The 24,094-nt window shown below is 51.6% G+C and carries 22 protein-coding genes; 10 read left to right on the forward strand and 12 right to left on the reverse strand.

The genetic code is table 11. The features are described 5' to 3' along the window. The first annotated feature begins 93 nt into the window (after positions 1 to 93). The 4 genes from yihX to fabY are packed head-to-tail and all read left to right on the forward strand — an operon-like array spanning position 94 to position 3,004. A complete protein-coding gene (gene yihX, locus LU196_RS18120; RefSeq protein ID WP_232761398.1) occupies positions 94 to 690 on the forward strand; it encodes a glucose-1-phosphatase in 597 nt (198 codons plus the stop codon). A 6-nt stretch (positions 691 to 696) separates the two neighbouring features. After that, positions 697 to 1,563 (forward strand): virulence factor BrkB family protein, encoded by an 867-nt coding sequence (locus LU196_RS18125; protein ID WP_232761397.1) that lies wholly within the window; start codon positions 697 to 699, stop codon positions 1,561 to 1,563. Continuing rightward, positions 1,560 to 1,997, forward strand: a complete 438-nt coding sequence (gene dtd, locus LU196_RS18130) for a D-aminoacyl-tRNA deacylase (RefSeq protein WP_232761396.1) — start codon at positions 1,560 to 1,562, stop codon at positions 1,995 to 1,997. Before LU196_RS18125 ends, dtd begins: the two co-directional genes overlap by 4 nt. Before the next feature lie 59 nt (positions 1,998 to 2,056). Then, the gene (gene fabY / locus LU196_RS18135; RefSeq protein ID WP_232761414.1) at positions 2,057 to 3,004 is read left to right on the forward strand and encodes a fatty acid biosynthesis protein FabY; all 948 of its coding nucleotides are present in this window, start codon (positions 2,057 to 2,059) and stop codon (positions 3,002 to 3,004) included. Between the two features lie 44 nt (positions 3,005 to 3,048). Here fabY and LU196_RS18140 read toward each other — a convergent pair whose 3' ends face one another. From LU196_RS18140 to gmk, 7 genes are all read right to left on the reverse strand, one after another. Next, positions 3,049 to 4,731 carry an AsmA family protein gene (locus LU196_RS18140; RefSeq protein WP_232761395.1) on the reverse strand — a complete coding sequence of 561 codons (1,683 nt, stop codon included), beginning with the start codon at positions 4,729 to 4,731 and terminating at the stop codon, positions 3,049 to 3,051. A gap of 118 nt (positions 4,732 to 4,849) precedes the next feature. Further along, positions 4,850 to 6,229, reverse strand: a complete 1,380-nt coding sequence (locus tag LU196_RS18145; RefSeq protein WP_232761394.1) for an NCS2 family protein — start codon at positions 6,227 to 6,229, stop codon at positions 4,850 to 4,852. A 124-nt stretch (positions 6,230 to 6,353) separates the two neighbouring features. Continuing rightward, positions 6,354 to 8,432, reverse strand: a complete 2,079-nt coding sequence (recG, locus tag LU196_RS18150; RefSeq protein ID WP_232761393.1) for an ATP-dependent DNA helicase RecG — start codon at positions 8,430 to 8,432, stop codon at positions 6,354 to 6,356. After that, on the reverse strand, positions 8,429 to 9,124 hold the full coding sequence (trmH, locus tag LU196_RS18155) for a tRNA (guanosine(18)-2'-O)-methyltransferase TrmH (RefSeq protein ID WP_232761392.1): 696 nt from the start codon (positions 9,122 to 9,124) through the stop codon (positions 8,429 to 8,431). The genes recG and trmH overlap by 4 nt, the downstream gene beginning before the upstream one ends. A gap of 3 nt (positions 9,125 to 9,127) precedes the next feature. Beyond that, positions 9,128 to 11,236: a bifunctional GTP diphosphokinase/guanosine-3',5'-bis pyrophosphate 3'-pyrophosphohydrolase gene (gene spoT, locus LU196_RS18160; protein WP_232761391.1), complete on the reverse strand. Its 2,109-nt coding sequence runs from the start codon at positions 11,234 to 11,236 to the stop codon at positions 9,128 to 9,130. Positions 11,237 to 11,256: 20 nt separating this feature from the next. Next, on the reverse strand, positions 11,257 to 11,532 hold the full coding sequence (rpoZ, locus tag LU196_RS18165; protein ID WP_100702040.1) for a DNA-directed RNA polymerase subunit omega: 276 nt from the start codon (positions 11,530 to 11,532) through the stop codon (positions 11,257 to 11,259). A gap of 57 nt (positions 11,533 to 11,589) precedes the next feature. Continuing rightward, positions 11,590 to 12,213, reverse strand: coding sequence for a guanylate kinase (gene gmk, locus LU196_RS18170; RefSeq protein WP_232761390.1), 624 nt, complete (start codon positions 12,211 to 12,213; stop codon positions 11,590 to 11,592). Between the two features lie 240 nt (positions 12,214 to 12,453). On the opposite strand from gmk, the gene ligB reads away from it, so the two are divergent. Beyond that, positions 12,454 to 14,220, forward strand: coding sequence for an NAD-dependent DNA ligase LigB (gene ligB, locus LU196_RS18175; RefSeq protein WP_232761389.1), 1,767 nt, complete (start codon positions 12,454 to 12,456; stop codon positions 14,218 to 14,220). Here ligB and LU196_RS18180 read toward each other — a convergent pair. Continuing rightward, the gene (locus LU196_RS18180) at positions 14,134 to 14,751 is read right to left on the reverse strand and encodes a trimeric intracellular cation channel family protein (protein WP_232761388.1); all 618 of its coding nucleotides are present in this window, start codon (positions 14,749 to 14,751) and stop codon (positions 14,134 to 14,136) included. The genes ligB and LU196_RS18180 overlap by 87 nt on opposite strands. Positions 14,752 to 15,025: 274 nt before the next feature. Between LU196_RS18180 and LU196_RS18185 the strand changes: the two genes are divergently transcribed. Next, the gene (locus LU196_RS18185) at positions 15,026 to 15,706 is read left to right on the forward strand and encodes a DNA-binding response regulator (RefSeq protein ID WP_232761387.1); all 681 of its coding nucleotides are present in this window, start codon (positions 15,026 to 15,028) and stop codon (positions 15,704 to 15,706) included. A 79-nt stretch (positions 15,707 to 15,785) separates the two neighbouring features. Here the strand turns inward: LU196_RS18185 and LU196_RS18190 are convergent, their stop codons facing one another. The 4 genes from LU196_RS18190 to lpxP all read right to left on the reverse strand — a co-directional run bounded on the left by LU196_RS18190 (position 15,786) and on the right by lpxP (position 18,674). After that, positions 15,786 to 16,430, reverse strand: coding sequence for an oligosaccharide flippase family protein (locus tag LU196_RS18190; protein ID WP_232761386.1), 645 nt, complete (start codon positions 16,428 to 16,430; stop codon positions 15,786 to 15,788). Positions 16,431 to 16,501: 71 nt separating this feature from the next. Then, a complete protein-coding gene (locus LU196_RS18195; RefSeq protein ID WP_232761385.1) occupies positions 16,502 to 16,768 on the reverse strand; it encodes a hypothetical protein in 267 nt (88 codons plus the stop codon). A 434-nt stretch (positions 16,769 to 17,202) separates the two neighbouring features. Next, positions 17,203 to 17,601, reverse strand: coding sequence for a polyketide cyclase (locus tag LU196_RS18200; protein WP_232761384.1), 399 nt, complete (start codon positions 17,599 to 17,601; stop codon positions 17,203 to 17,205). Between the two features lie 149 nt (positions 17,602 to 17,750). Further along, positions 17,751 to 18,674 carry a kdo(2)-lipid IV(A) palmitoleoyltransferase gene (gene lpxP, locus LU196_RS18205; RefSeq protein WP_232761383.1) on the reverse strand — a complete coding sequence of 308 codons (924 nt, stop codon included), beginning with the start codon at positions 18,672 to 18,674 and terminating at the stop codon, positions 17,751 to 17,753. A gap of 660 nt (positions 18,675 to 19,334) precedes the next feature. Between lpxP and LU196_RS18210 the strand changes: the two genes are divergently transcribed. The 4 genes from LU196_RS18210 (at position 19,335) to LU196_RS18225 (ending at position 23,900) form a co-directional block, all read left to right on the forward strand. Then, positions 19,335 to 19,949, forward strand: coding sequence for a hypothetical protein (locus LU196_RS18210; protein ID WP_232761382.1), 615 nt, complete (start codon positions 19,335 to 19,337; stop codon positions 19,947 to 19,949). A 3-nt stretch (positions 19,950 to 19,952) separates the two neighbouring features. Further along, complete coding sequence (locus LU196_RS18215; protein WP_232761381.1) at positions 19,953 to 21,080, forward strand: ImmA/IrrE family metallo-endopeptidase; 1,128 nt, start codon at positions 19,953 to 19,955, stop codon at positions 21,078 to 21,080. Positions 21,081 to 21,282: 202 nt separating this feature from the next. Continuing rightward, on the forward strand, positions 21,283 to 23,265 hold the full coding sequence (locus tag LU196_RS18220) for a DEAD/DEAH box helicase (RefSeq protein ID WP_232761380.1): 1,983 nt from the start codon (positions 21,283 to 21,285) through the stop codon (positions 23,263 to 23,265). Further along, positions 23,262 to 23,900 carry a hypothetical protein gene (locus LU196_RS18225; RefSeq protein WP_232761379.1) on the forward strand — a complete coding sequence of 213 codons (639 nt, stop codon included), beginning with the start codon at positions 23,262 to 23,264 and terminating at the stop codon, positions 23,898 to 23,900. The genes LU196_RS18220 and LU196_RS18225 overlap by 4 nt, the downstream gene beginning before the upstream one ends. Positions 23,901 to 24,094 lie beyond the last annotated feature (194 nt).

Here is a 24,094-nt window from a genome sequence, read left to right on the forward strand (position 1 = left end):
TTTCCAGAACGCTGATTTCTCGCTTATCTTAGCTGTTCAGCGCTCTGTTTTGCCGCTAGAGTGAATGATCCAGGGAACATCAGGAGAGACGTCATGCTGTACATCTTTGACTTAGGCAATGTGATTGTTGATATCGATTTTAACCGCGTACTGGGCGTCTGGAGCGATCTGGGCCGCGTGCCGCTGGCGACGCTGCAAAGTCGTTTTATCATGGACGAAAACTTTGAAAAACATGAGCGAGGCGAAATCAGCGATCCTGAATTTGCCGCGCGTCTCTGCGACCAGCTGGATGTCGCGCTGAGTTACCCGCAGTTCACGGCAGGCTGGCAGGCGCTGTTCATCGGCGTGCGTCCCGAAACCGTAGCCATCATGAAGAGACTGCGCGCCGAGGGCGAGCGCGTGGTGATTTTATCAAACACCAATCAGCTGCATTTTGAGTTCTGGCCAACCCATTATCCCGAGGTGCAGCAGGCGGCTGACCACATTTATATGTCGCAGGATCTTGGGATGCGTAAGCCGGAAGCGCGTATTTACCACCATGTTCTTGAGCACGAAGGGTTTACCGCCGATCAGACGGTGTTTTTCGATGATAATCAGGCCAATGTGGACGCCGCACAAGCGCTGGGCATTGAAAGCGTGCTGGTGGTGGATAACAAAACCGTACCGAACTGGTTTGCCAATCGGGTTTAATGGAACATGCGCACTCCTCTGCGCCATTCGGCGCACGCCTTCTTTTTATGGGTGAAGCTGCTCTGGCGACGCATTGATGAAGACAGCATGACCACGCAGGCCGGCAATCTGGCCTACGTTTCCCTGTTGGCCTTAGTGCCGCTGATCGCCGTGGTCTTTGCGCTTTTTGCCGCGTTTCCGGTGTTTTCTGACATCAGCGTACAGCTGAAGCACTTTATTTTTAGCAACTTTATGCCTGCGGCGGGCGACGTTATTCAGCGCTATCTCGACCAGTTCGTGCGTAACGTCAATAAAATGACTGCCGTGGGGGCGGTGGGGCTGATTGCCACTGCGCTGCTGTTGATGCATTCGGTGGACAGTGCGCTGAACACCATCTGGCGCAGTAATAACCATCGGCCAATGGTGTATTCGTTCGCCGTTTACTGGATGATTCTGACGCTGGGCCCCCTGCTGGCGGGTGCCAGTTTGGCCATCAGCTCTTATCTGCTGTCGCTGCGCTGGATGAACGTCTCCGGCATGACCAGCGTGATTGACCAGGTGCTGCGCATTTTCCCGCTGCTGCTTTCTGTGCTGTCGTTTTGGTTGCTGTACAGCATCGTTCCCACGCGCCGCGTGCCCGCGCGGGATGCGCTGATCGGCGCAATTGTCGCCGGTCTGCTGTTTGAGCTGGGCAAAAAAGGCTTTGCGCTCTATGTTACGATGTTCCCCTCTTATCAGTTGATATATGGCGTACTGGCGGTGATTCCTATTCTGTTCCTGTGGGTGTACTGGACATGGTGCATCGTGCTGCTGGGCGCGGAAATCACGGTGACGCTGGATGACTATCGCCAGCTAAAGCAGCAGGAACGCGAGAAAGAACAAGGGGAAACATGATTGCATTGATTCAGCGCGTGCGTCGCGCCAGCGTCAGCGTGGAAGATGAAACGGTGGGCGCGATCGGCACGGGGTTGCTGATATTGCTCGGTGTGGAAAAGGGCGATGATGAACAAAAATCGCAGCGTTTGGCCGAGCGGGTCTTGGGGTATCGCATTTTTGGCGATGAAAACGACAAAATGAACCTCAACGTTAAGCAGGCGGGCGGCAGCGTGCTGGTGGTGTCGCAGTTTACGCTGGCTGCGGATACGCAAAAAGGGTTGCGGCCTTCCTTTTCCGGTGGTGCAGAACCGGCTGAAGCGCAAAGGCTTTACGAAGATTTCAGCGCACGCTGTCGCGCGCTTGGCGTGCAGACTGCCAACGGACGCTTTGCGGCCAACATGCAGGTTTCACTGGTTAACGATGGCCCCGTTACTTTCTGGTTGCAGGTATGATGTCGCTTGCTACGCGGCAGGGATTGAGTCACGCCAGCACCGAACGAGAGAATCACTTTATGTATCATCTTCGCGTGCCACAAACCGCAGAAGAGCTGGATATGTATTACCAGTTCCGCTGGGAAATGTTACGAAAACCGCTGCGCCAGCCTCAAGGTTCTGAGCGAGACGCCTGGGATGCGCTCGCCCATCACCAAATGGTGGTGGATGAGCAGGGCAAAGCCGTTGCCGTCGGTCGTCTGTATATCAATGCTGAAAACGAAGCGGCAATCCGCTTTCTGGCCGTGCACCCGTCGGTGCAGGGCAAAGGTTTGGGGACGCTGGTGGCGATGACGCTAGAGTCCGTGGCGCGGCAGGAAGGCGCGAAGCGTGTGACCTGTAGCGCGCGCGAAGACGCCGTGGAATTTTTCGCTAAGCTGGGTTTTGTGAATCAGGGCGAGATCACCGCGCCGCAAACCACGCCGGTTCGTCATTTTCTCATGATCAAACCGGTAGTGACGCTGGATGATATTCTGCACCGTGCCGACTGGTGCGGGCAGTTGCAGCAAGCATGGTATGAGCACATCCCCCTCAGTGAAAAGATGGGCGTGCGCATCCTGCAATACACCGGCCAGAAGTTTGTCACCACGATGCCGGAGGCGGGGAACCAGAATCCCCATCACACGCTGTTTGCGGGCAGCTTGTTCTCCCTGGCCACGCTCACCGGCTGGGGCCTGATTTGGCTTCTGCTGCGTGAGCGCCATTTGGGCGGCACCATTATTCTTGCCGATGCGCATATCCGTTACAGCAAACCCATTAGCGGCCGACCCGGCGCCACCGCCGATCTTGGCTCGCTGAGCGGCGATCTTGACCGCCTGGCGCGCGGGCGCAAAGCTCGAGTACAAATGGAGGTCGATCTGTTTGGCGACGACGAGTTGGGCGCGGTGTTTGAGGGCGTGTACATCGTGCTGCCTGCCGATCCGGATGGACCGTTAGAAGAGGGCGGTTCCGGCGCGCGCATCAACTGAGTATTGACGCAACAACAAGGGCGGTGACATCACCGCCCTTTGCATTATGGCTGCACCTGCCCGGCGCGCATGTTCTGCTGCAGGGATTGGGTTTCGGTCGTCACCGACAGCGTAGCATCGGTGCTGGCGCGCAGCGGCGTGCTAGCACGCAGCGAACTTTTTAACTGCAGCTGCAGATTACTGTTGCCGCTCACAGGCAGGGCAGGCCATCCCCAGTTTTCCAGCACGTTTGCTGGCACGGCTTGGCCTTTCAGGTTCAGGGTGACAGGACGTTGCACATCTTGTCCCACGCTTGCGGTCCCTTCCAGCAGTCCCTTGCCAACAAAGGCGCTCATCTCACTCACCTGTACCTGCTGTTCATCGGCACTCAGGGTCAGCGAGGGATGGCGGAGGTCGGTACGGTTAAAGGTGGCTTCTGCCGCGTTGAAACTCGCCTTACCCGCCCACACGCCCCACTGGTGCTGTCGCGCCAGCAGCAGATTCTCTGCGCTGCCGTCTACCGCCGTCATCTGGAAGGGAAACGCGGGATTAATATCGATCACCAGATTGCGGTTTGCCGTGGCGCGCTTCACCAGTACGCTGTCCAGCCATTGCGGTAGCGCCTGCTGCCAGCGATCGCGCCAGTCTTGCGGCAGGGTATATTCCAGCCCGGCCACCGCAAGCTCATCCAGGGTTAAGCGCTTGTCGGTGCGGGTCCACGCGCCGCTGGCACGGATCACCCCGTTGACCCAGCGCGAACTGAATTGCGTCAGCTGCATGCCCTGCGGCGAAAACGTGGCATTCACAATCGGATCGTTCAGCTCCAGCGCGCCATCAATAAAATTACCGGCATTCATGGAGAGCGATCCGTCCTGACTTTGCCAATCATCACCGCGCAGCGTGATATTTTTGAGGGTTAAATCCAGATCGGTGATTGCCCAGTCGGGGCCCTGCAAGCGCGCATCGGTCACATCGAGTCGGTTGATGCTCACTGAAGGCACATCACGCAGCGGAGTGAGGAAATCCCGCAGGCTCTGCGCCGTTTGTAAGCGGATATCGTTGAGGCGCAGCTGGTCGATTTGCCAGTTGCCCTGCGCATCGCGGCTTGCGCGTCCGGTCATTGAGCCGCGCGCCAAATCCGCCCCGACGGTATTCAATACCAGCTGGCGGTTCTTCAGGCTGCCCTGTAGCAGAACGTTATCACCGGTCACGCCGTTAAGCGTCAGGGTGCCCGCGCTCACCTGAAACTGCGCATCGGTGCCGAGCATGTCTGAAGGCTGCGGTTTCCACGGCACAATGCCGCCGTTAACGCGCGTAGCGGTGAGTGGCAGCGTGCTGCGCGGGCTTTCAATGCGGACATTATTCAACTGCAGTCGATTGGCCTCAACGGGAAGCGCGGTGTCGGGCGTTTGATTGCCGAGGTTAACGTCGCCATCGCGAATTTCAATGCTGTCAAAATGCAGCCAATCGCTGAACTGTACCAGTGACATGCCGAGATCCACGCGCTTCGCCACCAGCATGGCGGGCTGACCGTCATGACCAAAGCTGAAGTTATCCAGGATGACGTGTGAGGGCGCGGAAAGGCGATGCTCAATCTTGCTCAACGAGAGGTGCCAAGCCGTTTTATCGCTTACCCAGCGGCTAAACCAGCCCGCGCCCCACTGTGTCTGCAACAGAACATAAAGCAGCACCAGCGCCAGCGTGAGCAGCAGCAGTAAGGTAAGGAAAAACTTGCCCAAAAATTTCATCGCATCCATCCCGATCATCATGCGGTAAGAGGTTGTTATGCCTGAATTAACGTTGTAGCTCAACCACCGGGATGTAAATGCGGATAAATAGCAGGCAGCCCGCAGGCTGCCCGTGCGTTTACTTCTCTTGCGGGAAGATGAGGTTAAGGATAATTGCGGTAATTCCTCCGGCGGCAATGCCGGATGAAAGCAGGGTTTTCAGCCAGTCCGGCGCGAATTGCAGGATCAGCGGCTGCTGTGATACGCCCATGCCCACCGCCAGCGAGAGCGCGATGATCATGATGGCGCGGCGATTTAACGGTTCACGCGCCACGATACGCACGCCGGAAGCGGCAATGGTACCAAACATCACAATGGTGGCACCGCCCAGTACCGGCTCAGGAATATGCTGCACGAAGCCACTCACCGCCGGGAACAAGCCCAGCACAATCAGCATCAGCGCAATCACAAAGCCGACGTAGCGACTGGCCACGCCGGTAAGCTGGATCACGCCATTGTTCTGACCGAAGCACGAGTTTGGGAAGGTATTGAACAGCGCTGAGACGAAGGAGTTGAGGCCGTTCGCCAGCACGCCGCCTTTTAATCGCTTCATGTACAGCGGACCGCTAACGGGCTGCTCTGAGACATCAGAGGTGGCGGTGATATCGCCGATGGTCTCCAGCGACGTCACCATAAAGACCAGCATCAGCGGAATCAAAAGATTCCAGTCAAAACCGAGACCGTAGTAGAGCGGCGAGGGCACCGCCAGCAGCGGCTGCGCGGTTGCTGGTGCCTGCGCGGGTAGCATGTCCAGCGCCCACGCCAGCAGATAGCCCACCGCCATGGCAATGACCAGTGACGCCACGCGCAGCCAGGGATTACGCTGGCGGTTAAGCAGGATAATCACCAGCAGCACGGCGCCTGCCAGCAGCAGATTTTTTGGCGCGCCAAAGCTGTGATCGTTCATCGCGGCGAAGCCGCCGCCGATTGACGTCAGTCCCACCTGAATCAGTGATAACCCAATGATCATTACCACAATGCCGGAAACCAGCGGGGTAATAATGCGACGTGCCAAATGCAGCACGCGAGACAACACCATTTCCGTACAGGAGGCGACCATCAGCGTTCCAAACAGCGCCGCCATCATGGTCGGCACATCAGCACCGCCATTTTTCAGCGCCATGCCGCCCATGATCAGCGGCGTGACAAAGTTAAAGCTGGTGCCCTGAATCGACAGCAGGCCCGATCCCACCGGTCCCCAGGTTTTGATTTGCAGCAGAGAGGCCACGCCGGAGGCAAACAGCGACATACTGATAATGTGCTGCGTATCCTGCGCCGGTAAGCCCAGCGCCTGGCAGATTAAAAGCGCAGGGGTGATCACCGCAACGAACATGGCGAGCAGATGCTGACAGGCGGCAAACAGCGTCTGCGGCAGCGGTGGGCGGTCTTCAAGGCGATAAATTAACTCGCTTTTCGCCGGCGTGGCAGGCGAGTGCGCTTCGGCAGTATCAATGGACATGGTGGGATCTCAATCACACAAAGAGGCGATTTTAAACGGTTGCGTTGTGAAAGCAATCGTTTGCACTGCGAGGCGCGGCGGCAGATAAATAACCCGATCCGCGCGCCCAAGCGATCTGAGGGAATCAGGCGTTGCTATAGCGCTCTGTTTCCGGCAGCCAGCGTTCGATCAACGCCTGCGCTTGCTCGGGATAATGCTGGTGGATATGGCGTGCCACGCGTTGAACTTCCGGGATCATGCTTTGATCGCGCAGTAAATCTGCCACTTTAAATTCAGCGTTGCCGGTCTGGCGCGTGCCCAGAAGTTCGCCTGGTCCGCGGATTTCCAGGTCATGTTGCGCAATCACAAAGCCGTCGTTACTGTCGCGCAGCACCTGCAAACGTTTTTGGGCCGTTTTACTCAGCGGTGATTTATACAGCAGCACGCAGTGGGAAGCCACGGCACCGCGGCCTACGCGTCCGCGCAATTGATGGAGCTGCGCCAGGCCGAGCCGCTCGGGGTTTTCAATAATCATCAGACTGGCATTGGGCACGTCAACGCCCACCTCGATAACCGTCGTGGCGACCAGCAGTTGAATCTCATTGGCTTTGAAGGCGGCCATCACCGCCTGCTTTTCGGCGGGTTTCATGCGCCCGTGCACCAGACCCACCTGCAAATCGGGCAGGGCGGCTTTGAGCTCTTCCCAACTGGCTTCCGCCGCCTGTGCTTCCAGCATCTCGGACTCTTCAATCAGCGTACAGACCCAGTAAGCCTGACGCCCCTCTTGGCAGGCACGCTCCACGCGCGCAATGATTTCACTGCGGCGGGTATCCGGGATGGCGACCGTGGTGACCGGCGTTCGTCCCGGCGGCAGTTCATCAATGGTGGAGGTATCCAGATCGGCATAGGCCGTCATGGCCAGCGTGCGCGGAATCGGCGTGGCGGTCATGATGAGCTGATGAGGATGGAACCCTTGCTCTTCGCCTTTTTCCCACAGCGCCAGCCGCTGATGCACGCCAAAGCGGTGCTGTTCATCAATGATCACCAGCGCCATGCCGTTGAATTTTACCTGCTCCTGGAATAGCGCATGGGTGCCGACCACCATCGCGACCTGGCCGCTGGCGATGGCGGCCTGCTGCGCTTCACGCGCTTTACCTTTTTGTTTGCCCGCCAGCCAGCCAACTTCTATACCCAGCGGGGCAAACCACTGGCGGAAGTTGTTGGCGTGCTGCTCGGCCAGTAACTCGGTGGGCGCCATCAGCGCGACTTGTTTACCGTGCGCGATCACATTGAGCGCTGCCAGCGCCGCCACCAGGGTTTTTCCCGAGCCGACGTCGCCTTGTACCAGACGCATCATCGGGAAATCATTTGCCAGATCGCGTTCAATTTCCGCCACGACGCGCCGCTGGGCCTGCGTAGGTGAAAACGGCAGCGCGGCCAGCAGTTTATCGGCCAGCGCGTGGCGTGGTGACAGCGGTAACGCATGATGACGCTGCGCGCCCGCACGCACCGCCAGCATGCTGAGATTGTGCGCCAGCAGCTCTTCCAGAATCAGACGCTTTTGCGCGGGATGACGGCCCGTTTCCAGTTCGCTCAAGCGCAGATCCGGCGGTGGACGGTGCAGCGTCCGCAGGGCATCGGGCAGGCTCATCAGTCCGCCGCTTAGCTCCGGCGGCAGCAGCTCGGCGATCGCCCCGCTTTCCAGCAGCGTCAGTGCCTGGTCGGTGAGATTGCGCAGCGTGGCCTGACGAATGCCTTCCGTGGTGGGGTAAACCGGCGTAAGGGTTTCCTGCAACTCTACGCCGCCATGCTCACCCTGCACGCGGAACTCGGGATGAATGATCTCCGCGCCGCGCTGGCCGCGTTTGATTTCGCCATAGGCCGTTACGCGGCGTCCCGGCGCCAGGCTGTTTTTCATGCCGGCATTGAAGTTAAAGAAGCGCAGGGTCAGCACGCCGCTGCCGTCGCTGATCTGACATACCAGCATGCGGCGACGGCCAAAGGTAATGTCGCTCTGCAAGACATCGCCTTCCACCGTGGTCCAGATGCCCGGCAGCAGGTCATTAATTTTATGAAGTTGGGTACGATCTTCGTAGCGCAGGGGAAGGTGCAGCAGTAAATCCTGAATGGTAAATAGCCCCAGCTTGGCCAGCTTACCCGCCTGACTGGCGCCGACGCCGGTCAGGGTACTGAGCGGAATGGCATCCAGCAGACGTCCTTTCATTTTTTACCTGTGGCTTGCAAAGTGGCCCACCAGTCGGCATCGGCTTCAACCGCGCCCTGGTCATTGATGAAAGGATAGGGTAATCCTTTCTGTTTGGCGACGCGCGCCAGCACCGGATAGCCACCCTCAAACAGCAGACGCTGCTGCTCCTCGTGGTCAAGTAAACTGTGTTTGCGCTGATACATGCCTGCGTTCTGTCGTTGGCGCTGCGCTTCATACAGGATCAGCGCCGAGGCAACGGACACATTCAGCGACTGCACCATCCCAACCATCGGAATAATGATGTCCTGATCGGCGAGCGCCAGGGCTTCCGCCGTGATGCCGGTTTTTTCCTGACCCATGAGAATACAGGTGGGGCGGGTATAGTCGATCGCGCGAAAATCAACGGCCTTGTCGGAGAGATGGGTCGCCAGCACCTGCATACCGCTATCCTTTAAATGGCGAACCGCCTCGGCGATATGACGATGCGTTTTGACCTTCACCCAGCTATTGCTGCCCGCGGACGCCGACACCATGGTGCGCATCCGCACGCTGGGCCAGACCGCATGCACTTCGTGGATGCCGACGGCATCCGCCGTGCGGATCACCGCAGAGACGTTATGCGGCTTGTGGACCTGTTCCATGCAGACGGTAAGATCGTGCTGGCGCAGGGCCAGCATCTCCTGAATACGAGCAAAGCGTTGAGCGTTCATGCACTAATTACGGTTACGGTGAACTTTAATCACATCCGGCATGACGCGAATTTTTCGCATGATGTTCGCCAGATGGACGCGGTCATTTGCGGTGAGCCGGATAAAGGCGCTGTATACGCGTCCATCGCGCTCTTCGGTATTGAGGCTTTGAATATTCGAACTGGCGGTGTTGATCGCGGCCGTGAGATTGGCCAGCGCGCCCTGATGATTGAACATGTCGACCTTAATTTCGGCGACAAACTCCAGCTCAGTGACTTTATCCCACTCCACCGGCATGAATTTTTCAGGCTCTTTCTGGTAGCCACGAATATTGCGGCAGGATTCATGGTGCACCACCAGCCCTTTGCCCGGACTGACGTGGGCAACAATCGGATCGCCGGGAATGGGACGACAGCATTTTGCGAAGGTGATCAGGACGCCGTCTGCGCCTTTGATCGGCAATTTCTTGCGTTTGCTGCCGCTCTGCGGTGCGTCACTGCCTGATTGCAGCAGGTTTTTGGCGACGACCACGCTCATGGCGTTGCCGAGGCCAATTTCCGCCAGCAGGTCGTCGAAGCTGGTGAGCTTCATGCGCTCCAGCTCTTGCTGGATATTTTCCGCAGGGATTTCCGCCAGCTTCTTGCTGCCACCGAGCGCATGGCTTAACAGGCGGCGGCCCAAATTGACGGAATCTTCCCGCTTGAGGTTTTTCAGCAGCTGACGAATTTTAGCGCGCGCTTTAGAGCTGACCACAAAGTTGAGCCATGCCGCATTGGGACGTGCGCCCGGGGCGGTAATGATTTCAATGGTTTGTCCGCTGGTCAGCGGCTGAGAGAGCGGATAGGGCTGACGATCAACGCGTGCGCCGACGCACGCATGGCCAATGTCGGTATGCACAGCATACGCAAAATCAACCGGTGTGGCGCCCGCAGGCAGTTCGACAATGCGGCCTTCTGGCGTGAACACATAAATCTCATCGGGGAAAAGATCGGATTTCACGCTTTCAATAAATTCAAAGGAGCTGCCGGCGCTCTGCTGCAATTCCAGCAGGCTTTGCAGCCAGCGCTGGGCGCGGATCTGCGCCGTGGTACCGCTTTCACCGGCTTCTTTATACGCCCAGTGCGCCGCGACACCCATCTCCGCCATCTGATCCATATCTTCGGTACGAATCTGCACCTCAACCGGCACGCCATGCGGGCCAATCATCGAGGTGTGCAGCGACTGATAGCCGTTTGCCTTGGGGATGGCGATATAATCTTTCACCCGTCCTGGACGCGGCTTGTAAAGGCTGTGCATCTGGCCGAGTACGCGATAGCAGGTATCCAGATCCTTCACGATGACGCGGAAGGCGTAGATATCCATGATCGAGTGAAATCGCTGCTCTTTGAGATGCATTTTGCGGTAGATCGAATAGAGATGCTTTTCACGGCCGCTGACGCGACACGGGATGCCGGCCTCTTGCAGGCGTCCGTCAATTTCCGCGAGGATTTTTTGAATCATCTCTTTGCGATTACCGCGCGCGGCTTTCACCACCTCTTTGATGACGCGGAAACGGTTAGGATAGAGCGCTTCAAAGCCAAGCTCTTCCAGTTCAGTTTTAAGGTGATGAATACCCAGGCGGTGCGCCAGAGGACTGTAAATCTCCAGCGTTTCAAGCGCAATGCGCCGCTTTTTATCAGGGCGCAGCGCGCCGAGCGTGCGCATATTGTGCGTGCGGTCAGCCAGTTTGATCAGAATGACGCGAATATCCTGCACCATTGCCATGATCATTTTGCGGAAGTTTTCAGCCTGCGCTTCTTTTTTGTCGCGGAATTTCAGCTTATCAAGCTTTGAAACCCCCTCCACCAGTTCAGCAACGCTTTTACCAAACAGCTGTTCCATGTCCTGGTAAGTTGCGGGCGTATCTTCAATCACATCATGCAGCAGCGCCGCCATCAGCGTTTCATGGTCGAGTTTCATCTCGGCCAGGATGCAGGCAACGGCGACTGGATGGGTAATATAAGGCTCGCCGCTGGAGCGTGTTTGTCCCTCGTGGGCATCACGCGCAACAAGATAGGCTTGCTTGAGGCGCTTGATCTGCTCCTCAGGCAAGTATTTTTCAATCAGCTGATTAAGGCTTTCAAACAGATACAAGGTTGACCTGCAGAGTGCTGTTAACGACGACCTTCAGCGATAGCGGTAACGGCCTGTAACTCCGCGGCTTCCTGCTCTTGCTGTTCCTGACGATCACGAACATCCAGAATCTTGTTGGTGATCAGACCTTCTTCGATTTCGCGCAGGGCGATAACGGTGGCCTTGTCGTTCTCTTCGGGAACCAGCGGATCTTTTCCGCCTACCTGCATCTGACGTGCACGACGTGCAGCGACCAACACCAGGTCAAAACGGTTACCAATTTTCTCTACTGCGTCCTGAACGGTTACGCGTGCCATAGGTGTGCTACTCCACAGATGATGAAGAAATGACTGGGCATAATACTGAAAGAGTCTTCAGACTGCCAATAGTTTGCTGATTAAAGCGTCATGTCGCGATTTTTGGCGACTCATACGCAGACGTTCTGCGCGAATAATGGTTTTGAGATCGGATAGCGCCAGGTCGAAATCATCATTCACAATCAGATAATCATACTCGGCGTAATGACTCATTTCCGCGACGGCCTGTGCCATGCGGCGGGCAATGATCTCTTCGCTATCCTGACCGCGACCGCGCAGGCGGCGATCCAGCTCTTCGGTGGACGGCGGCAGAACAAAAATGCTGCGTGACGTCGGCATTTTTTGACGAATTTGCTGCGCGCCCTGCCAGTCGATATCCAGAAAAACATCAACGCCGGTCGACAGTACCTGCTCAATGGCGGCGCGCGACGTGCCGTAATAGTTGCCGAACACTTCTGCGTGTTCGAGGAAGTCACCTTCGGCAATCATCTGTTCAAATTCAGGCCGCGAGACAAAAAAGTAGTGCTCACCATGTGCTTCGCCGGGACGCACGCTGCGGGTGGTATGTGAAACAGACACTTGCATGTCGTATAACGGCTGTGTCTTTAACAGTGCCTGAATCAGGCTGGATTTTCCCGCGCCGCTGGGGGCGGAAACAATAAAAAGCGTGCCTTGAGCCATGGTTATCTTGCGTTGAATAAAGAGCGGAAAGATATCGGGCAAAGTATACACGGCTTGGCAGCCTGACGCAGCGTTTGCCCGCATGCCAGATGCATTCTTTTTCTGCGCGGCCGTTCATGTTCAGGTTTTGCATGACGGTAAACGGGGAAATAAAAGCGGAACACCGCTTCAGAAAGTGCCCTTTTCCGCTGGCTCAACGGACGGTTTTTTCCGTTAATAGCGGCAAAAGGGAGAGCCAGTATGAAAGGATTCGTTGTGCTTTGCTGCGGCTTGTTATCAATGGCCTGTCTCGCCGAGCCACTGTGCCCCGGCTGGGCGCCAGCGCGCGCCGCGCAAGAGATCGAGCAGCTCCAGCAGCAGCTGCGTCATTGGGATGACGCATATTATCGGCAAGGGATTAGCGCGGTAAGCGATGCAGATTACGACACGCTGCAACAGCGTTTGATGCAGTGGCAGCGCTGTTTCACACCTGATGCAATGTATGCTGCCCAGCCCACCACGGATGGCAGTACGCCGCACCCCGTTGCGCATACGGGCGTGCGCAAACTGCGCGATAAACTCGCGGTGGCCTATTGGATGCAGGACAAAACCGAGCTGTGGGTGCAGCCCAAAGTGGATGGCGTGGCGGTGACGCTGCACTATCGGCAGGGCAAACTTATTTCCTTGATCAGCCGTGGCGATGGTATGCGGGGCGAAGAGTGGTTTAGCCGTGCCCGCTTTATCCCCGCCATTCCCAAGCAGATCGCGACCGATCGGCATGACGTCGTGTTACAAGGCGAACTTTTTCTCAAGGTGACCGATCATCAACAGGCCCGCGACGGCGGTCAAAATGCGCGCGCAAAAGTGGCAGGCGCCATGATGCGCCAGCAGCCAGGTCCGTTACTGCCGCAGCTGGGCGTATTTATCTGGTCATGGCCAGAGGGCCCCGCGCGAATGCATGACCGACTGCAACAGCTTAGCGCGTGGGGATTCGATCTGACGGCGCGCTGGAGTCATCCCGTGCAAAACGAAGAAGAGGTGGCGCAATGGCGCAATCGCTGGTTTCACGCTTCCCTGCCGTTTGTAAGCGACGGCGTGGTGATTCACCAGACACCCTCTCTGGCAGGCCGAGACTGGCAGCCCGGTCAGGGAAATTGGTCGGCTGCCTGGAAATACCAACCTGTGGAAGTCAGCAGCGAAGTCATGTCAGTGAGTTTTAATGTGGGACGCACGGGTAAAATTGCGGTGGTACTGAATGTCGTGCCGGTTCAGATTGAAGATAAAACCGTGCGGCGAGTGAATATTGGATCGCTGCGGCGCTGGCGTGAACTTGATGTGATTGCAGGCGATCAGGTAACGCTTGCGCTGGCCGGCCTGGGTATCCCTCGGTTAGAAAGGGTGATCTGGCGAGTGGTGGAGCGCGAGTATCCGCTTGCCCCACAAGAAGACGCGTTTACCAGCGTATCTTGTCTGCATCTCACCGCTGCATGCCGCACGCAGTTTTTATCGCGCTTGAGCGCATTGAGCCAAAAATCGGTGCTAAATATTGCGGGTGTGCAGCGCAGTACTTGGCAGCGTTTACTCGATGGCGGCGGTATCGATCATCTTTTTTCCTGGCTGCGGTTAACGCCTCAGCAAATTGCTGAAGTCAGTGGAATTAGCGCAGAGCGGGCACACACTATCTGGCATCGTTTTAATCTGACGCGCCAGCAGCCGCTGCGCCGCTGGCTGGTTGCGCTGGGTCTGCCGCTGCCGCGTCGCGCGCTGCAGGCTTTACCCGATAGCGCTTGGCCTGCGTTACTCACACGAACGGTGGAGGAGTGGCAGCAGCTGCCGGGCATCGGCCGCGTGTTAGCGCTGCGCATCGTTGCGATGCTCCAGCATGCCGAGCTGCGGCAGCTAATCACATTTTTGCAGCAGCAAGCGGTGCCGGCCGCGCCTTCAATGCTCGGGATGGGGATAGTTGAAAATAGGCAAGCCGAGGCGAAAGCGCAGCGCCAGCAGCCGGGCAATGAAACCAAACAGTAAGGTGACGATGACCACCGCTTCATGGGGCATCGGCGTTTTTAACAGCAGGATATACAGCCAGCCAGACGCGAAGGCGATACCTGCATAGAGCTCTTTCTGGAACACCAGGGGAATACGGTTGCAAAACATATCGCGTAACACGCCACCAAAAACGCCCGTGATGACGGCCGCAATGGCGGCAATGATTGCAGCATGACCCGAATCCAGTGCCACCTGCGCGCCGATAATCGAAAACACCACGAGGCCGAGCGCATCCAGCACTAAAAAGACCTTACGCAGATGATTCATCAATGGCGCAACAAAGGTGGTTACCACTGCGGCGGCGGCCACAATCATGATGTATTCCGGGTGCTTGACCCAGCCAAGCGGATAGTGCCCAAGCAGAATGTCGCGCACCGACCCCCCGCCAATCGCCGTGACGGAGGCAATAATAATGACCCCGAACAGATCCATTTTTCTTCTGCCCGCAGCCAAGGCGCCGGTCATGGCTTCAGCGGTGATACCCAAAATATAGAGAACGGTTAATAACATAGAAACCCCCCGCAGTGTGGCGCAAAGACTAATGCCTTTTAGGCGGTTAAACCACTGCGATTTACTTAGTCAGGCAAAACGCGGCCCGCCGTGAGCATTAAGCTTGGGAAGGCCCATGCCTGAAGGAGTTAACGCGCCAGGAGAGCAATGGCGGAAGCAATAAAACCGTTTGCGTCTCCATTTAAGTGCGCCCGCGCCCGTGTCGTCTCTGATTGAAGTCAGAATGACCAGACTAAACCTTTTTTGTCTCTCCAAGCCGCAGGAATGGGCCGTTATGCTAATGCATCCGCAACACATTATGTTTTACTCCTCCGATAAGCTGGCCGCGTTGGGCCTGCAAGGCGTGTTGGAGGCGTGTGCATCTGACTATTCTGCTTACCAACAGTGGTCGTTCAGTGAAGCGATCGCGGAATGCGGTAAACGTCATCCCCGGTTATTCATCTGTATTTTTCATGAAAACATGCTGCTAACCGGTACGTTGAATGCGTTCTTTACCCTACAGCAGCGCTATCCATCAATGCATGTTTTGCTTTTGACGCGGCGCCTGGTTCCGCTGTTTAACGGCGTCGGTCAGTATTTGCCTCAGTTCAGCGTCATGGATTTAAAGTCGCCGCACAAGGCTATTATCAACCGAATAAAGGCATGCCTGGGTGCGCCGAAAAGCGCGCGCGCGGCATCAACGGTAGATATCATGCTGTCAGACCGGGCCCTTCAGGCGCTTTTGATGCAGGCATGGGGATGCAGCATTGTGCAGATTGCCAGGCACATGGCCGTCAGCACAAAGACCATCAACGCATGTAAAATGCAGGCACTGGCCGCGTTGCACATCAAAACGCGGCACGAAATGGTGGATTTATTGATGCTGATTGATGAGTTGCGGATGATTGTCAGCTGGCTACGCATGCGGCCTGAGGCGAAATCTCGATTATCGGATGCCACGATCGCGGCAGTGTGAAAAGAAAAAAGCGTGCTGGCGATCAGCACGCGAATGCACCTTTACGGTGCCCAGAGCCCACCATACAGCTTTGTTTTTATTATCCCTTTCTTGCTCGCAACTGCGCGAAACGCGTGAAGCTAAAACGGAATGCTGGCTGAAACCAGGCGCGCCCGTAGTAGCAAAACATCAGCATTCTTATCGATGCCATGGCGAGATAGCCCCAGATGGCACAGAGTACGGATGGGGTTAACCATACGGTAAAAAGCGTCACACCCAGTCCCATGAGCACTGAGGTCATTTCCACAATGGCAATACGTGAAACCTGCTTCTCGCGCTGCAAGATAGCGCGATAATGCTGCCCTTGCGGAATGATAATAAAGACGACGGAGATCATTTCTAGCATCATAGCAAGCTGAGGCTGGCTGACTGAGCGGCTAGCAATATCGCCACTGATAAAAAGTAGCGAGAAGAGTAATGCGCCGGTTAAAACATTCCCCCAGTACAATATTGAGTGATCTGCATTATTTAGTTCAGTATTGCGTATAATGATATTGTTAAATCCGAAGTCAGACAGTGCATCAATAACCAATAATGTAATAATAGTAATGGCGAGTAAGTTAATCTCATTAGCCTGAACTAATTGTGCCAGTAGTGTAAGCTGTAATACGCCAATGCCAATAATTTTAATCGAGGATAAAAGTGAACCGTTTATCCGGGCTATGTTTTTTTCTTTTATCGCCATATTCTACTCGCCTTAATACGTGCACCCCAGCTGTAAAACTGTTGCCTGGCCAAGACCTGGCATCCCAAGAGTTAATGCAATGCCGCTTGTCGCAGGCCAGATATACCTTTGAACGATTCCCAGCTCTCAATGGCCTGGATTAAATGGTGCTGCGGATAAAAATAAATATCCCCGGTGCTGTTTTTTCTGTTCACCTGAGCGAAATCTCCTCCTACTCGGAGGAAATTCGCCAGGTCATGATAAAATCCTTTTTGATTATTATATTTTCCAGCCTGTATCCTTGCGGCGAGCTCAACAAATTCATTTTCTGATAATAAAGCATATGCTGAGCGATCCATGTCATTCCCTGGTGTTGTTATTATAGGTAATTGCTGTGTGTGGAAGATTTATACCTCGTTTTAATTATATTAACACCATGAGAAAATTCCGATAAATTTTTAGCAGTAATAAATGGTTTCAGAGTATTCATCATAAAACTTTAAAAATTGCATGCTCTAATTATGTTTTTTTTAATGCTTTATGATTATCGCTATAAAAATCCCCCTCAAGAAAATTAAAAAAGCGTATAAAATCAGAGATCGTGATGGGGAAGGCGCGGTGTGCGGCCAGGATTTTTCCCAGCCGGGATGGTTAAGCCATATCGGCGCTTTGACGATAAAATCCTAAAAAAGTGAATTGAACGGTTAATGACCGTCATGAAAAAAAACGCACTTTTTTAGCCAAACGCAGCCACAGCAAGATTGAGGTGGGCTTGCTGCATAACCTATTGTTTTTAATGTGTTAAGTAATGAAGTAGCTGTTCAAGATCGCGTTTAACCCACGCGATGCTCTCGGCGAACTTGGTGTCGGACATGAACGGTTGTTGATACACCACCATGACAATCTCTGCGCCCTGCTCATTCGCAATCACCCGCATAGGCATATAAATTTCTCGCCCGCTGCTGCCGGTGGTAATCCAGTGATCCATGACGCCATAAGGGTTATAAGGCGTAAAACGAATTTTTTGGCTGCCTTCGGGCCCTGTTGTTTTCCAGTAGTTGCCCTCCTGCGACAGCGTGCCAGTGCAAAGGCCGCTTGCCCATTTGGCAAAATATTCGGGTTTCCAAATGGTTTCATACAAATCTAACCAGTGGCGAGGCACGGTTAGCGTTACGGTCTGGCATGGCAGCATGAGGCCTCCTGTTAAGTGTGTGCGACGCAGCGCGCAATCAGCACGGCATTTCACCTTAGCGGAAGCCAGACTCGCTGCCTATGCGCGAATGAAGGAAGTGTGGTGCAGCAGCGGTTTCAAACGATACCGCTGCTCAGGAAAGACGGGATTTAGACGTAAAGCGAGGCTTCACCGGGTGGACGCGTTTTAAAGCGGCGATGCAGCCAGAGATACTGCTCCGGTGCGCGCAGGATTTCCAGCTCGATCACTCTGTTCATGTAAGCCGCCGCGGCTGACTCATCATGATGAGGATAGCCTTCCAGCTCCGGTTGGATAATCAACTGATAACCGTCTTTACGCACATTGCGAATCAGAACGATGGTCAGCATGGCGGGTTTCGCCAGGCGAGACAGCACGAAGGTGCCGTTGGTGGTCGCGGCTTTTTCCACCGCAAACAGCGGCGCGAAAGTGCTGCCTTTCGGGCCGTAATCCTGATCGGGTGCGAACCAGACGGCTTCGCCCTGCTTAAGCGCCTGCACCATGCCGCGCAGATCGCGACGATCGATCATCGCCTTGTTGGATCGCATCCGGCCGCGGGTTTGCGCCCACTCCATGGCTTGGTTGTTATGCGGGCGGTACATGGCCATCATCGGCTGACACAGCCCGGTAATTCGGCCGCCCAGCTCCAGCGACATAAAGTGCACGCCAATCACCATCACGCCACGCTGCTGGTTTTGGGCGTTTTGCAAATTGCGCATACCGTTGACATTAAACAGGCGGCGCACGCTCGCATCGGACCAGAACCAGGCGATGCCCGTTTCTGCCAGCGCCATGCCCAGCGATTCAAAGTTCGCGGCGATCATCGCCTCTTTCTTCTCATCGCTGATATTCGGGAAGCAGAGTTCAATGTTGCGGCACGTAATGCGCTCACGGCGTTTCAGGAAATGGCGTGACAGTTTACCCGCCGACGCGCCCAGTTTGATCAATACAGGGTAGGGAAGCTGTACCAGCAGCCACAGGATGCCCAAGCCAAACCAGGTAAACCAATAGCGTGGATGCAGCAGGTGGGAACAAAATTGTCCGGTTTTTTTCATAGCGCCTTCAGGTCATGAGTTACTGTAACGCGCAAGAAGCAAATCCCTGAGATCCCGGAGCGGTACAACTGTATCAATTACGACCCGCATTTTAGCAAAAAGTGCCGCTGATGAGTGACAATCTCCACACTCTTTAGGATTAATCAATTTGATGGATGCGGCGGCTTTGCGCCCCTGATAGCGCTGAAAATCCAATTTTATCTAAATAATTTCAATGGATTAATTAAATTTGCTTCGTTTGAACGAGAAGCGCACAAGGCATGGTTGCTCAAGAAATGACACATTCATACATCACATCTGTCACTTCCTTTACATTGCAAAGACAAAAATATGGTCTATGAAGGGCAGTAAGAGGGTGATGAGGGTAAAAAAGCCCCGAGTGGGGCTTCTTGATAGGGTGTTACTCGATTGAATCTGAATGTTGAGTTAAGGTTTTTTCTATTGATTTCTATTGCTTTTATTTTTGTTGATTAGTGATTACGTACACTCTTAAGTACACCTGAATTTGAAGGATTGGTTATGAGCAGAAATTGACAAGTTCACACGGGTTTTACTTTTCTGTCATTGCTTGACAAAATTAGAAAAGTGCAGGATTATTGCCCTTGTCACACCTTCTTACCTCAAACCTGCATCTGTCCTGTGAAAGAGGAACATTTTCGAATGAAGCAACCTTGGGAACTCAACTCTGTACTAACAGCTGATCGCTTGAAACAGCTAGCCTCTCTGATTAGAGACGTTAGGGATGATGTAATTGATCGGCATGATGACGACATAGGTGATACGGCCCGTGGTACTGGCATGAGGGCTTATGAGTGTTCACGATCACGCATCATTCGTGCGGTTAAGGATAGTAAAAATTGGCCTTGGTTGGGAATTGTGAAACCTGATGGTCGATTCACTTTTTCGATTCAATCCGTCCCTGTAAGACTTTATAGAGGTAAGCCTGGCTGCCCCGAAGAAAGAAGGCTAATTCCCTCTATTGAAGCATTAAGGCAAATGTCATGGCTTGAGCCAGAAGTCGGTGATGCTGCTGCTGTACTTTGGTTTTTTGCTATCGAATTGGATGAAATGCGATACGTTGAGCGTGTGACGTTTGTCGGTTTCCTTGAAGGACAGCAGATTTCGTGTTGGGAAATTCCTCTTGATGAGCGGGTTCCTGCTTTTGGCCCTGCCATGAGTGAATTGCCTCAGCCAGTTGAAACGAAAAAAGCATCAGTCTCGGTCAAAAAGAAAGACAAAAAAGCAGAGAATGATGGCGAAGATAATGGTCAGTAAGGTATGTATTTAGATTTCTATGGTGAAAAATTAAGGCTGGCTCGTTTGCTCAAAGGAGTAACTCTTCAAGAGCTAGGTGATGCTGTATCTGTTTCCAGGCAGGGTATACACCAGTATGAAAGCGATGCAAGGGCTCCTTCGATGGATGTCAGAAACGCTTTGGCAGAATATCTTCAAGTATCCCCTAGCTTTTTTGGTATGCCTATGTCTGGAGATGTGAAGCCGGAGCAATGTCATTTTCGGAAGAGACAAACAACGCCAGTGGGAGTAAAAGAGCGGGTGCAGGCATATAGCACCGTGCTTGAGCAGCTAGTGGTTGAGTTGAATGAGCATTTGGATATGCCTCAAAATGGCTTTAACTTAATCGATAATACAAAAATTAAGGAACTTACTCCCCCCATAATAGAAAAGATTGCAGAGGGAGCACGCCTCAGGTGGAATTTATCAGCTGATGCTCCGATCGACAATATGGTTAATGTTTTGGAAAATCAAGGGGCTATTGTTACTTGTTTCGATGGTGTGTCCGATAAAGTTGATGCTCTATCTGTAAATAGAAAATATCCAATAGTAATAAGGAATACAGCCAAGGAAAGTGTTTGCAGAATGAGATTCGATTTGGCTCACGAATGTGGTCATTTGGTAATGCATGATGGGATAGAAACAGGTTGTAAACAAACGGAAAGAGAAGCAGATGCTTTTGCGAGCGCCTTTTTATTTCCAAGGAAATCATTTGCTAGTGAGTTTCCTGCATGCTTGAATTTCGATGGCTCTATTAATTGGAAAAAAGTATACGAATTAAAAGTCAGATGGAAGGTGAGTGCAAAAGCAATAATATATAGAGCTCATTTTTTAGGCTTTATTAATGCACAACAATATAGAAGTGCTAATGTCTGGTTTAGCCAAACGAGGCAAGCGCGACAAGAGAAGTTTGATGATATTCTCCAAATGGAAGAGCCTCATATACTGAAAGAAAGTATCATTGTTATGAAAGAGCAGTTAGGTATAACATTTGAAATGATGGCCGATAAATTAGGGGTTAAACCCATATTGTTGGCGAGTGTTACAGGTATGGAGTATAAAGAAACCACTCCTGACATCTATGATGATGTGGTTGTTCCATTCAATTTTTAATAAAAAATTTTCTCGTGACGGGCTTTTTATAGTTGTATTAATTATCTTATCTAAGATTTGGCCTAACAGAACTATGAGGCAGAGCCAAATCTAATCTGACTGGCAGCTTTATACCATAGCTGATGTTGCTAACATCAGTCTGTGGGAATCGTTGGGGAGCTGGTCATACGATGTGTATTCAGATATCTTAAAAGGAAATTTTATGTCCAGCTACTGTTTTTACTCTCAAGATGCATTAGCTCTTGCTCAAAGTTCTGGGGTCGATGTACTTATCAATAATTATGCTGATCAGTATAAAAAACAGACCTACATTCTTTGCAGACCCTTATCAAATGAGGATGTGAAATATGACTACGATCAGGCAATTGCGGTGTTTTCCTCTGGTATAAAACCCTTTTTCATAGATATAGGTAATGATTCTGATCTCTTTGAAGAGTATCAGGAGGACTTTCTGGAAGATGTCTCTTTTTTAGCTGAGAAATTTAAATACAGAGAAAAAATTGGCAGAAAAAAATCATGGCAGAGCCTATTCGATTCACTTCCTATGGATGATTTGGATTTCAGCAAATTAGAGGTAGAAACTAAGGAAAGCAGGGTCATTGACCTAATAATCTCACTGATCGTAGGAAGTATTAATGACACTTCTAGAATAAACCTTGAAGCAAACAATCTATTAGATACCATTAAGTCTAAAATTATTCTTTTTGATACTGATCAAACCAAATTTGTTTTTCAGAGTGGATTTGGGAAAAAAAGCGTAATCCAAGGGCTAGCAGGCTCAGGTAAGACTGAACTACTCTTGCATAAATTAAAAGAAATTTATTCTAAAAACCCAGAATCTAAAATTGCATTCACATGTTTTAATAAAATACTTGCCTCCACAATGAGAACTAGGATTCCAGAGTTTTTCGATTTTATGCGAGTTGAAAAACAGATTGAATGGGGTACAAAGCTTTTTTGCTTCAACTCTTGGGGTTTGACTAGGGATCCCTTCTCTGGAATGTACAGATATATATGTCATTTTTATGAAATTCCATTCGGTGGTTTTGGAAACGGGGATTTTGATTCTCTATGTAAGAAAGCAATTGTCGACATAAATAATAGTGGGCGTTCGGCTAAGAAGGCGCTTGATTATGTATTTATCGATGAGAGTCAGGACTTCCCACAAAGCTTCATTGACCTCTGTGAAATGGTCACATCTAAAAAATTGTATGTAGCAGGCGACGTTTTCCAAAACATTTTCATGCCGATCAACGATAACGTAAATCGAGCCGATATAGTTCTTAAAAAATGTTATCGTACAGACCCCAAAAATTTGATGTTTTCCCATGCCTTAGGGATGGGGCTTTATGAAGAGCCAGTTTTGAGATGGTTAAAGGAGACTGAATGGGATTCCTGCGGGTATAAATACAATAAAGTAGGTAATAGAGTCGAGTTATCCAGAGATCCACTAAGACGCTTTGAAGATATTCCAAAAGATTATAAAAGCACTGCTCTTCATTTGCTGGAAGGGACAGATAATGGCCCGGAAAAAATAATTGAAATAATAAAAGATATAAAATCTCGAAATCCGTCTTTAGAACAAGGTGATATAGCTGTTATCTTCCTTGATTCAGGCGGTTATATTTATGATCACATACAGTCTTTAAAGTCAAAGGTTAAGCAGCAACTTGGTTGGGATTCCAACATTTCACATGAAACAAAAGCAAAACAAGATGGAAAACTGTTTATTTCAAATATAAATAATGCAAAAGGCTTAGAATTTCCATTTGTAATTTGTTTCGCCATGAAGTTGGTAAAGAGATCTAATTTCCGAAATGCGCTGTATACCATGATGGCTCGCTCATTTCTTGAGAGTCATTTGGTTTTGAACAACGACAAAGAAAATCCATCGATTCCCACTATTCTTCAAGGATTAGAGTTTCTAAAAAACAATAATTATATGGATGTAAGGCTACCGTCTGAACAAGAAATAATAAATCAAAAAGATTTCATTGTTCTGGATGAGTCAATCTCTATATCTAAACTGGTAAAAGGCTATTGCTCAGACAAGAAATCGACTCCTCGGTTAATTGCTAAAATAATTGATAGAGTAGAAAGAATTATTTCAGAGGATGATGATGTTGATGCGGATTATATAAAAGGCCTGATCGAGATAGAATACGAAAGGAATAAGAAACTATGAGTCATTATTTGTTCAGAGATATACCGGGCGAATATTTTGACAAGTTCCGCCCTGTGAGAGATGCGTTTTCTAATTTGGAAAACCTTCTTGTCACTGCGGAAATAGTGAATACTTGCCATAGTTCTTGGAACAGAGAATCAAATGATTTTGATTTGTTGATAACCACTGGAACTCATAAGAGAATACTTATAAGAAAGCCAGACGGTTTTTTTACGATGAATCTTCCTTTTCAGGTTATTGAATTCGAGGAAAATATCTGTTTTAACTATGATGCTTATGGTTTAGCAGTTAATGCAGAGTTCATATCTAGATGCAGGAATGTAATAACAACATGTGAAAATGGTTTCTTTTCTCATGAGGCAATAGCTGTAGACTTGTGCGATAACTTTGATAGGGATATGCAACTGGCTATAAATTATTCTGATGCAATCTCGGCATTGCTATTATTAGATCATGGATATTTTAGGTTTGATGATGATCCAGTAAACGTTAATGGTAGAGTGCATCCCAGATATCATTTCGACTTCTTCTGTAATAATTCAACCAATGTGAAGATTGGTTCTAATATTCGGATAGGCGATTCCTTTTTCTTAGATCTATTTGATGCCAGTAAAGATCGTCCTTATCTTGCTTGATTTATAAGCGCCCAATTGGGCGCTTATTTATTAACGTTAAGGCTCAGTGAAACATCATTACTCATTACACTCTAACCACCATGCAGGATTCTTCCATCTTATTTTAAAGACCTACTTCTAAATTTATGGAGTAACCTTAAAGTGGACAGCAGATAGTCGCTTTAACCAGGCTACCAATTTTTATTATATTTGAA

Source organism: Pantoea sp. Mb-10 (assembly GCF_021272205.1).
Lineage (GTDB): Bacteria > Pseudomonadota > Gammaproteobacteria > Enterobacterales > Enterobacteriaceae > Pantoea.

What these genes read in the sequence shown, in the direction of transcription:
- yihX (WP_232761398.1), top strand. Translation starts at nt 94, where the DNA reads ATGCTGTACATCTTTGACTTAGGCAATGTGATTGTTGATATCGATTTT.
- LU196_RS18125 (WP_232761397.1), top strand. Translation starts at nt 697, where the DNA reads ATGCGCACTCCTCTGCGCCATTCGGCGCACGCCTTCTTTTTATGGGTG.
- dtd (WP_232761396.1), top strand. Translation starts at nt 1,560, where the DNA reads ATGATTGCATTGATTCAGCGCGTGCGTCGCGCCAGCGTCAGCGTGGAA.
- fabY (WP_232761414.1), top strand. Translation starts at nt 2,057, where the DNA reads ATGTATCATCTTCGCGTGCCACAAACCGCAGAAGAGCTGGATATGTAT.
- LU196_RS18140 (WP_232761395.1), bottom strand. Translation starts at nt 4,731, where the DNA reads ATGAAATTTTTGGGCAAGTTTTTCCTTACCTTACTGCTGCTGCTCACG.
- LU196_RS18145 (WP_232761394.1), bottom strand. Translation starts at nt 6,229, where the DNA reads ATGTCCATTGATACTGCCGAAGCGCACTCGCCTGCCACGCCGGCGAAA.
- recG (WP_232761393.1), bottom strand. Translation starts at nt 8,432, where the DNA reads ATGAAAGGACGTCTGCTGGATGCCATTCCGCTCAGTACCCTGACCGGC.
- trmH (WP_232761392.1), bottom strand. Translation starts at nt 9,124, where the DNA reads ATGAACGCTCAACGCTTTGCTCGTATTCAGGAGATGCTGGCCCTGCGC.
- rpoZ (WP_100702040.1), bottom strand. Translation starts at nt 11,532, where the DNA reads ATGGCACGCGTAACCGTTCAGGACGCAGTAGAGAAAATTGGTAACCGT.
- gmk (WP_232761390.1), bottom strand. Translation starts at nt 12,213, where the DNA reads ATGGCTCAAGGCACGCTTTTTATTGTTTCCGCCCCCAGCGGCGCGGGA.
- ligB (WP_232761389.1), top strand. Translation starts at nt 12,454, where the DNA reads ATGAAAGGATTCGTTGTGCTTTGCTGCGGCTTGTTATCAATGGCCTGT.
- LU196_RS18180 (WP_232761388.1), bottom strand. Translation starts at nt 14,751, where the DNA reads ATGTTATTAACCGTTCTCTATATTTTGGGTATCACCGCTGAAGCCATG.
- LU196_RS18185 (WP_232761387.1), top strand. Translation starts at nt 15,026, where the DNA reads ATGCTAATGCATCCGCAACACATTATGTTTTACTCCTCCGATAAGCTG.
- LU196_RS18190 (WP_232761386.1), bottom strand. Translation starts at nt 16,430, where the DNA reads ATGGCGATAAAAGAAAAAAACATAGCCCGGATAAACGGTTCACTTTTA.
- LU196_RS18195 (WP_232761385.1), bottom strand. Translation starts at nt 16,768, where the DNA reads ATGGATCGCTCAGCATATGCTTTATTATCAGAAAATGAATTTGTTGAG.
- LU196_RS18200 (WP_232761384.1), bottom strand. Translation starts at nt 17,601, where the DNA reads ATGCTGCCATGCCAGACCGTAACGCTAACCGTGCCTCGCCACTGGTTA.
- lpxP (WP_232761383.1), bottom strand. Translation starts at nt 18,674, where the DNA reads ATGAAAAAAACCGGACAATTTTGTTCCCACCTGCTGCATCCACGCTAT.
- LU196_RS18210 (WP_232761382.1), top strand. Translation starts at nt 19,335, where the DNA reads ATGAAGCAACCTTGGGAACTCAACTCTGTACTAACAGCTGATCGCTTG.
- LU196_RS18215 (WP_232761381.1), top strand. Translation starts at nt 19,953, where the DNA reads ATGTATTTAGATTTCTATGGTGAAAAATTAAGGCTGGCTCGTTTGCTC.
- LU196_RS18220 (WP_232761380.1), top strand. Translation starts at nt 21,283, where the DNA reads ATGTCCAGCTACTGTTTTTACTCTCAAGATGCATTAGCTCTTGCTCAA.
- LU196_RS18225 (WP_232761379.1), top strand. Translation starts at nt 23,262, where the DNA reads ATGAGTCATTATTTGTTCAGAGATATACCGGGCGAATATTTTGACAAG.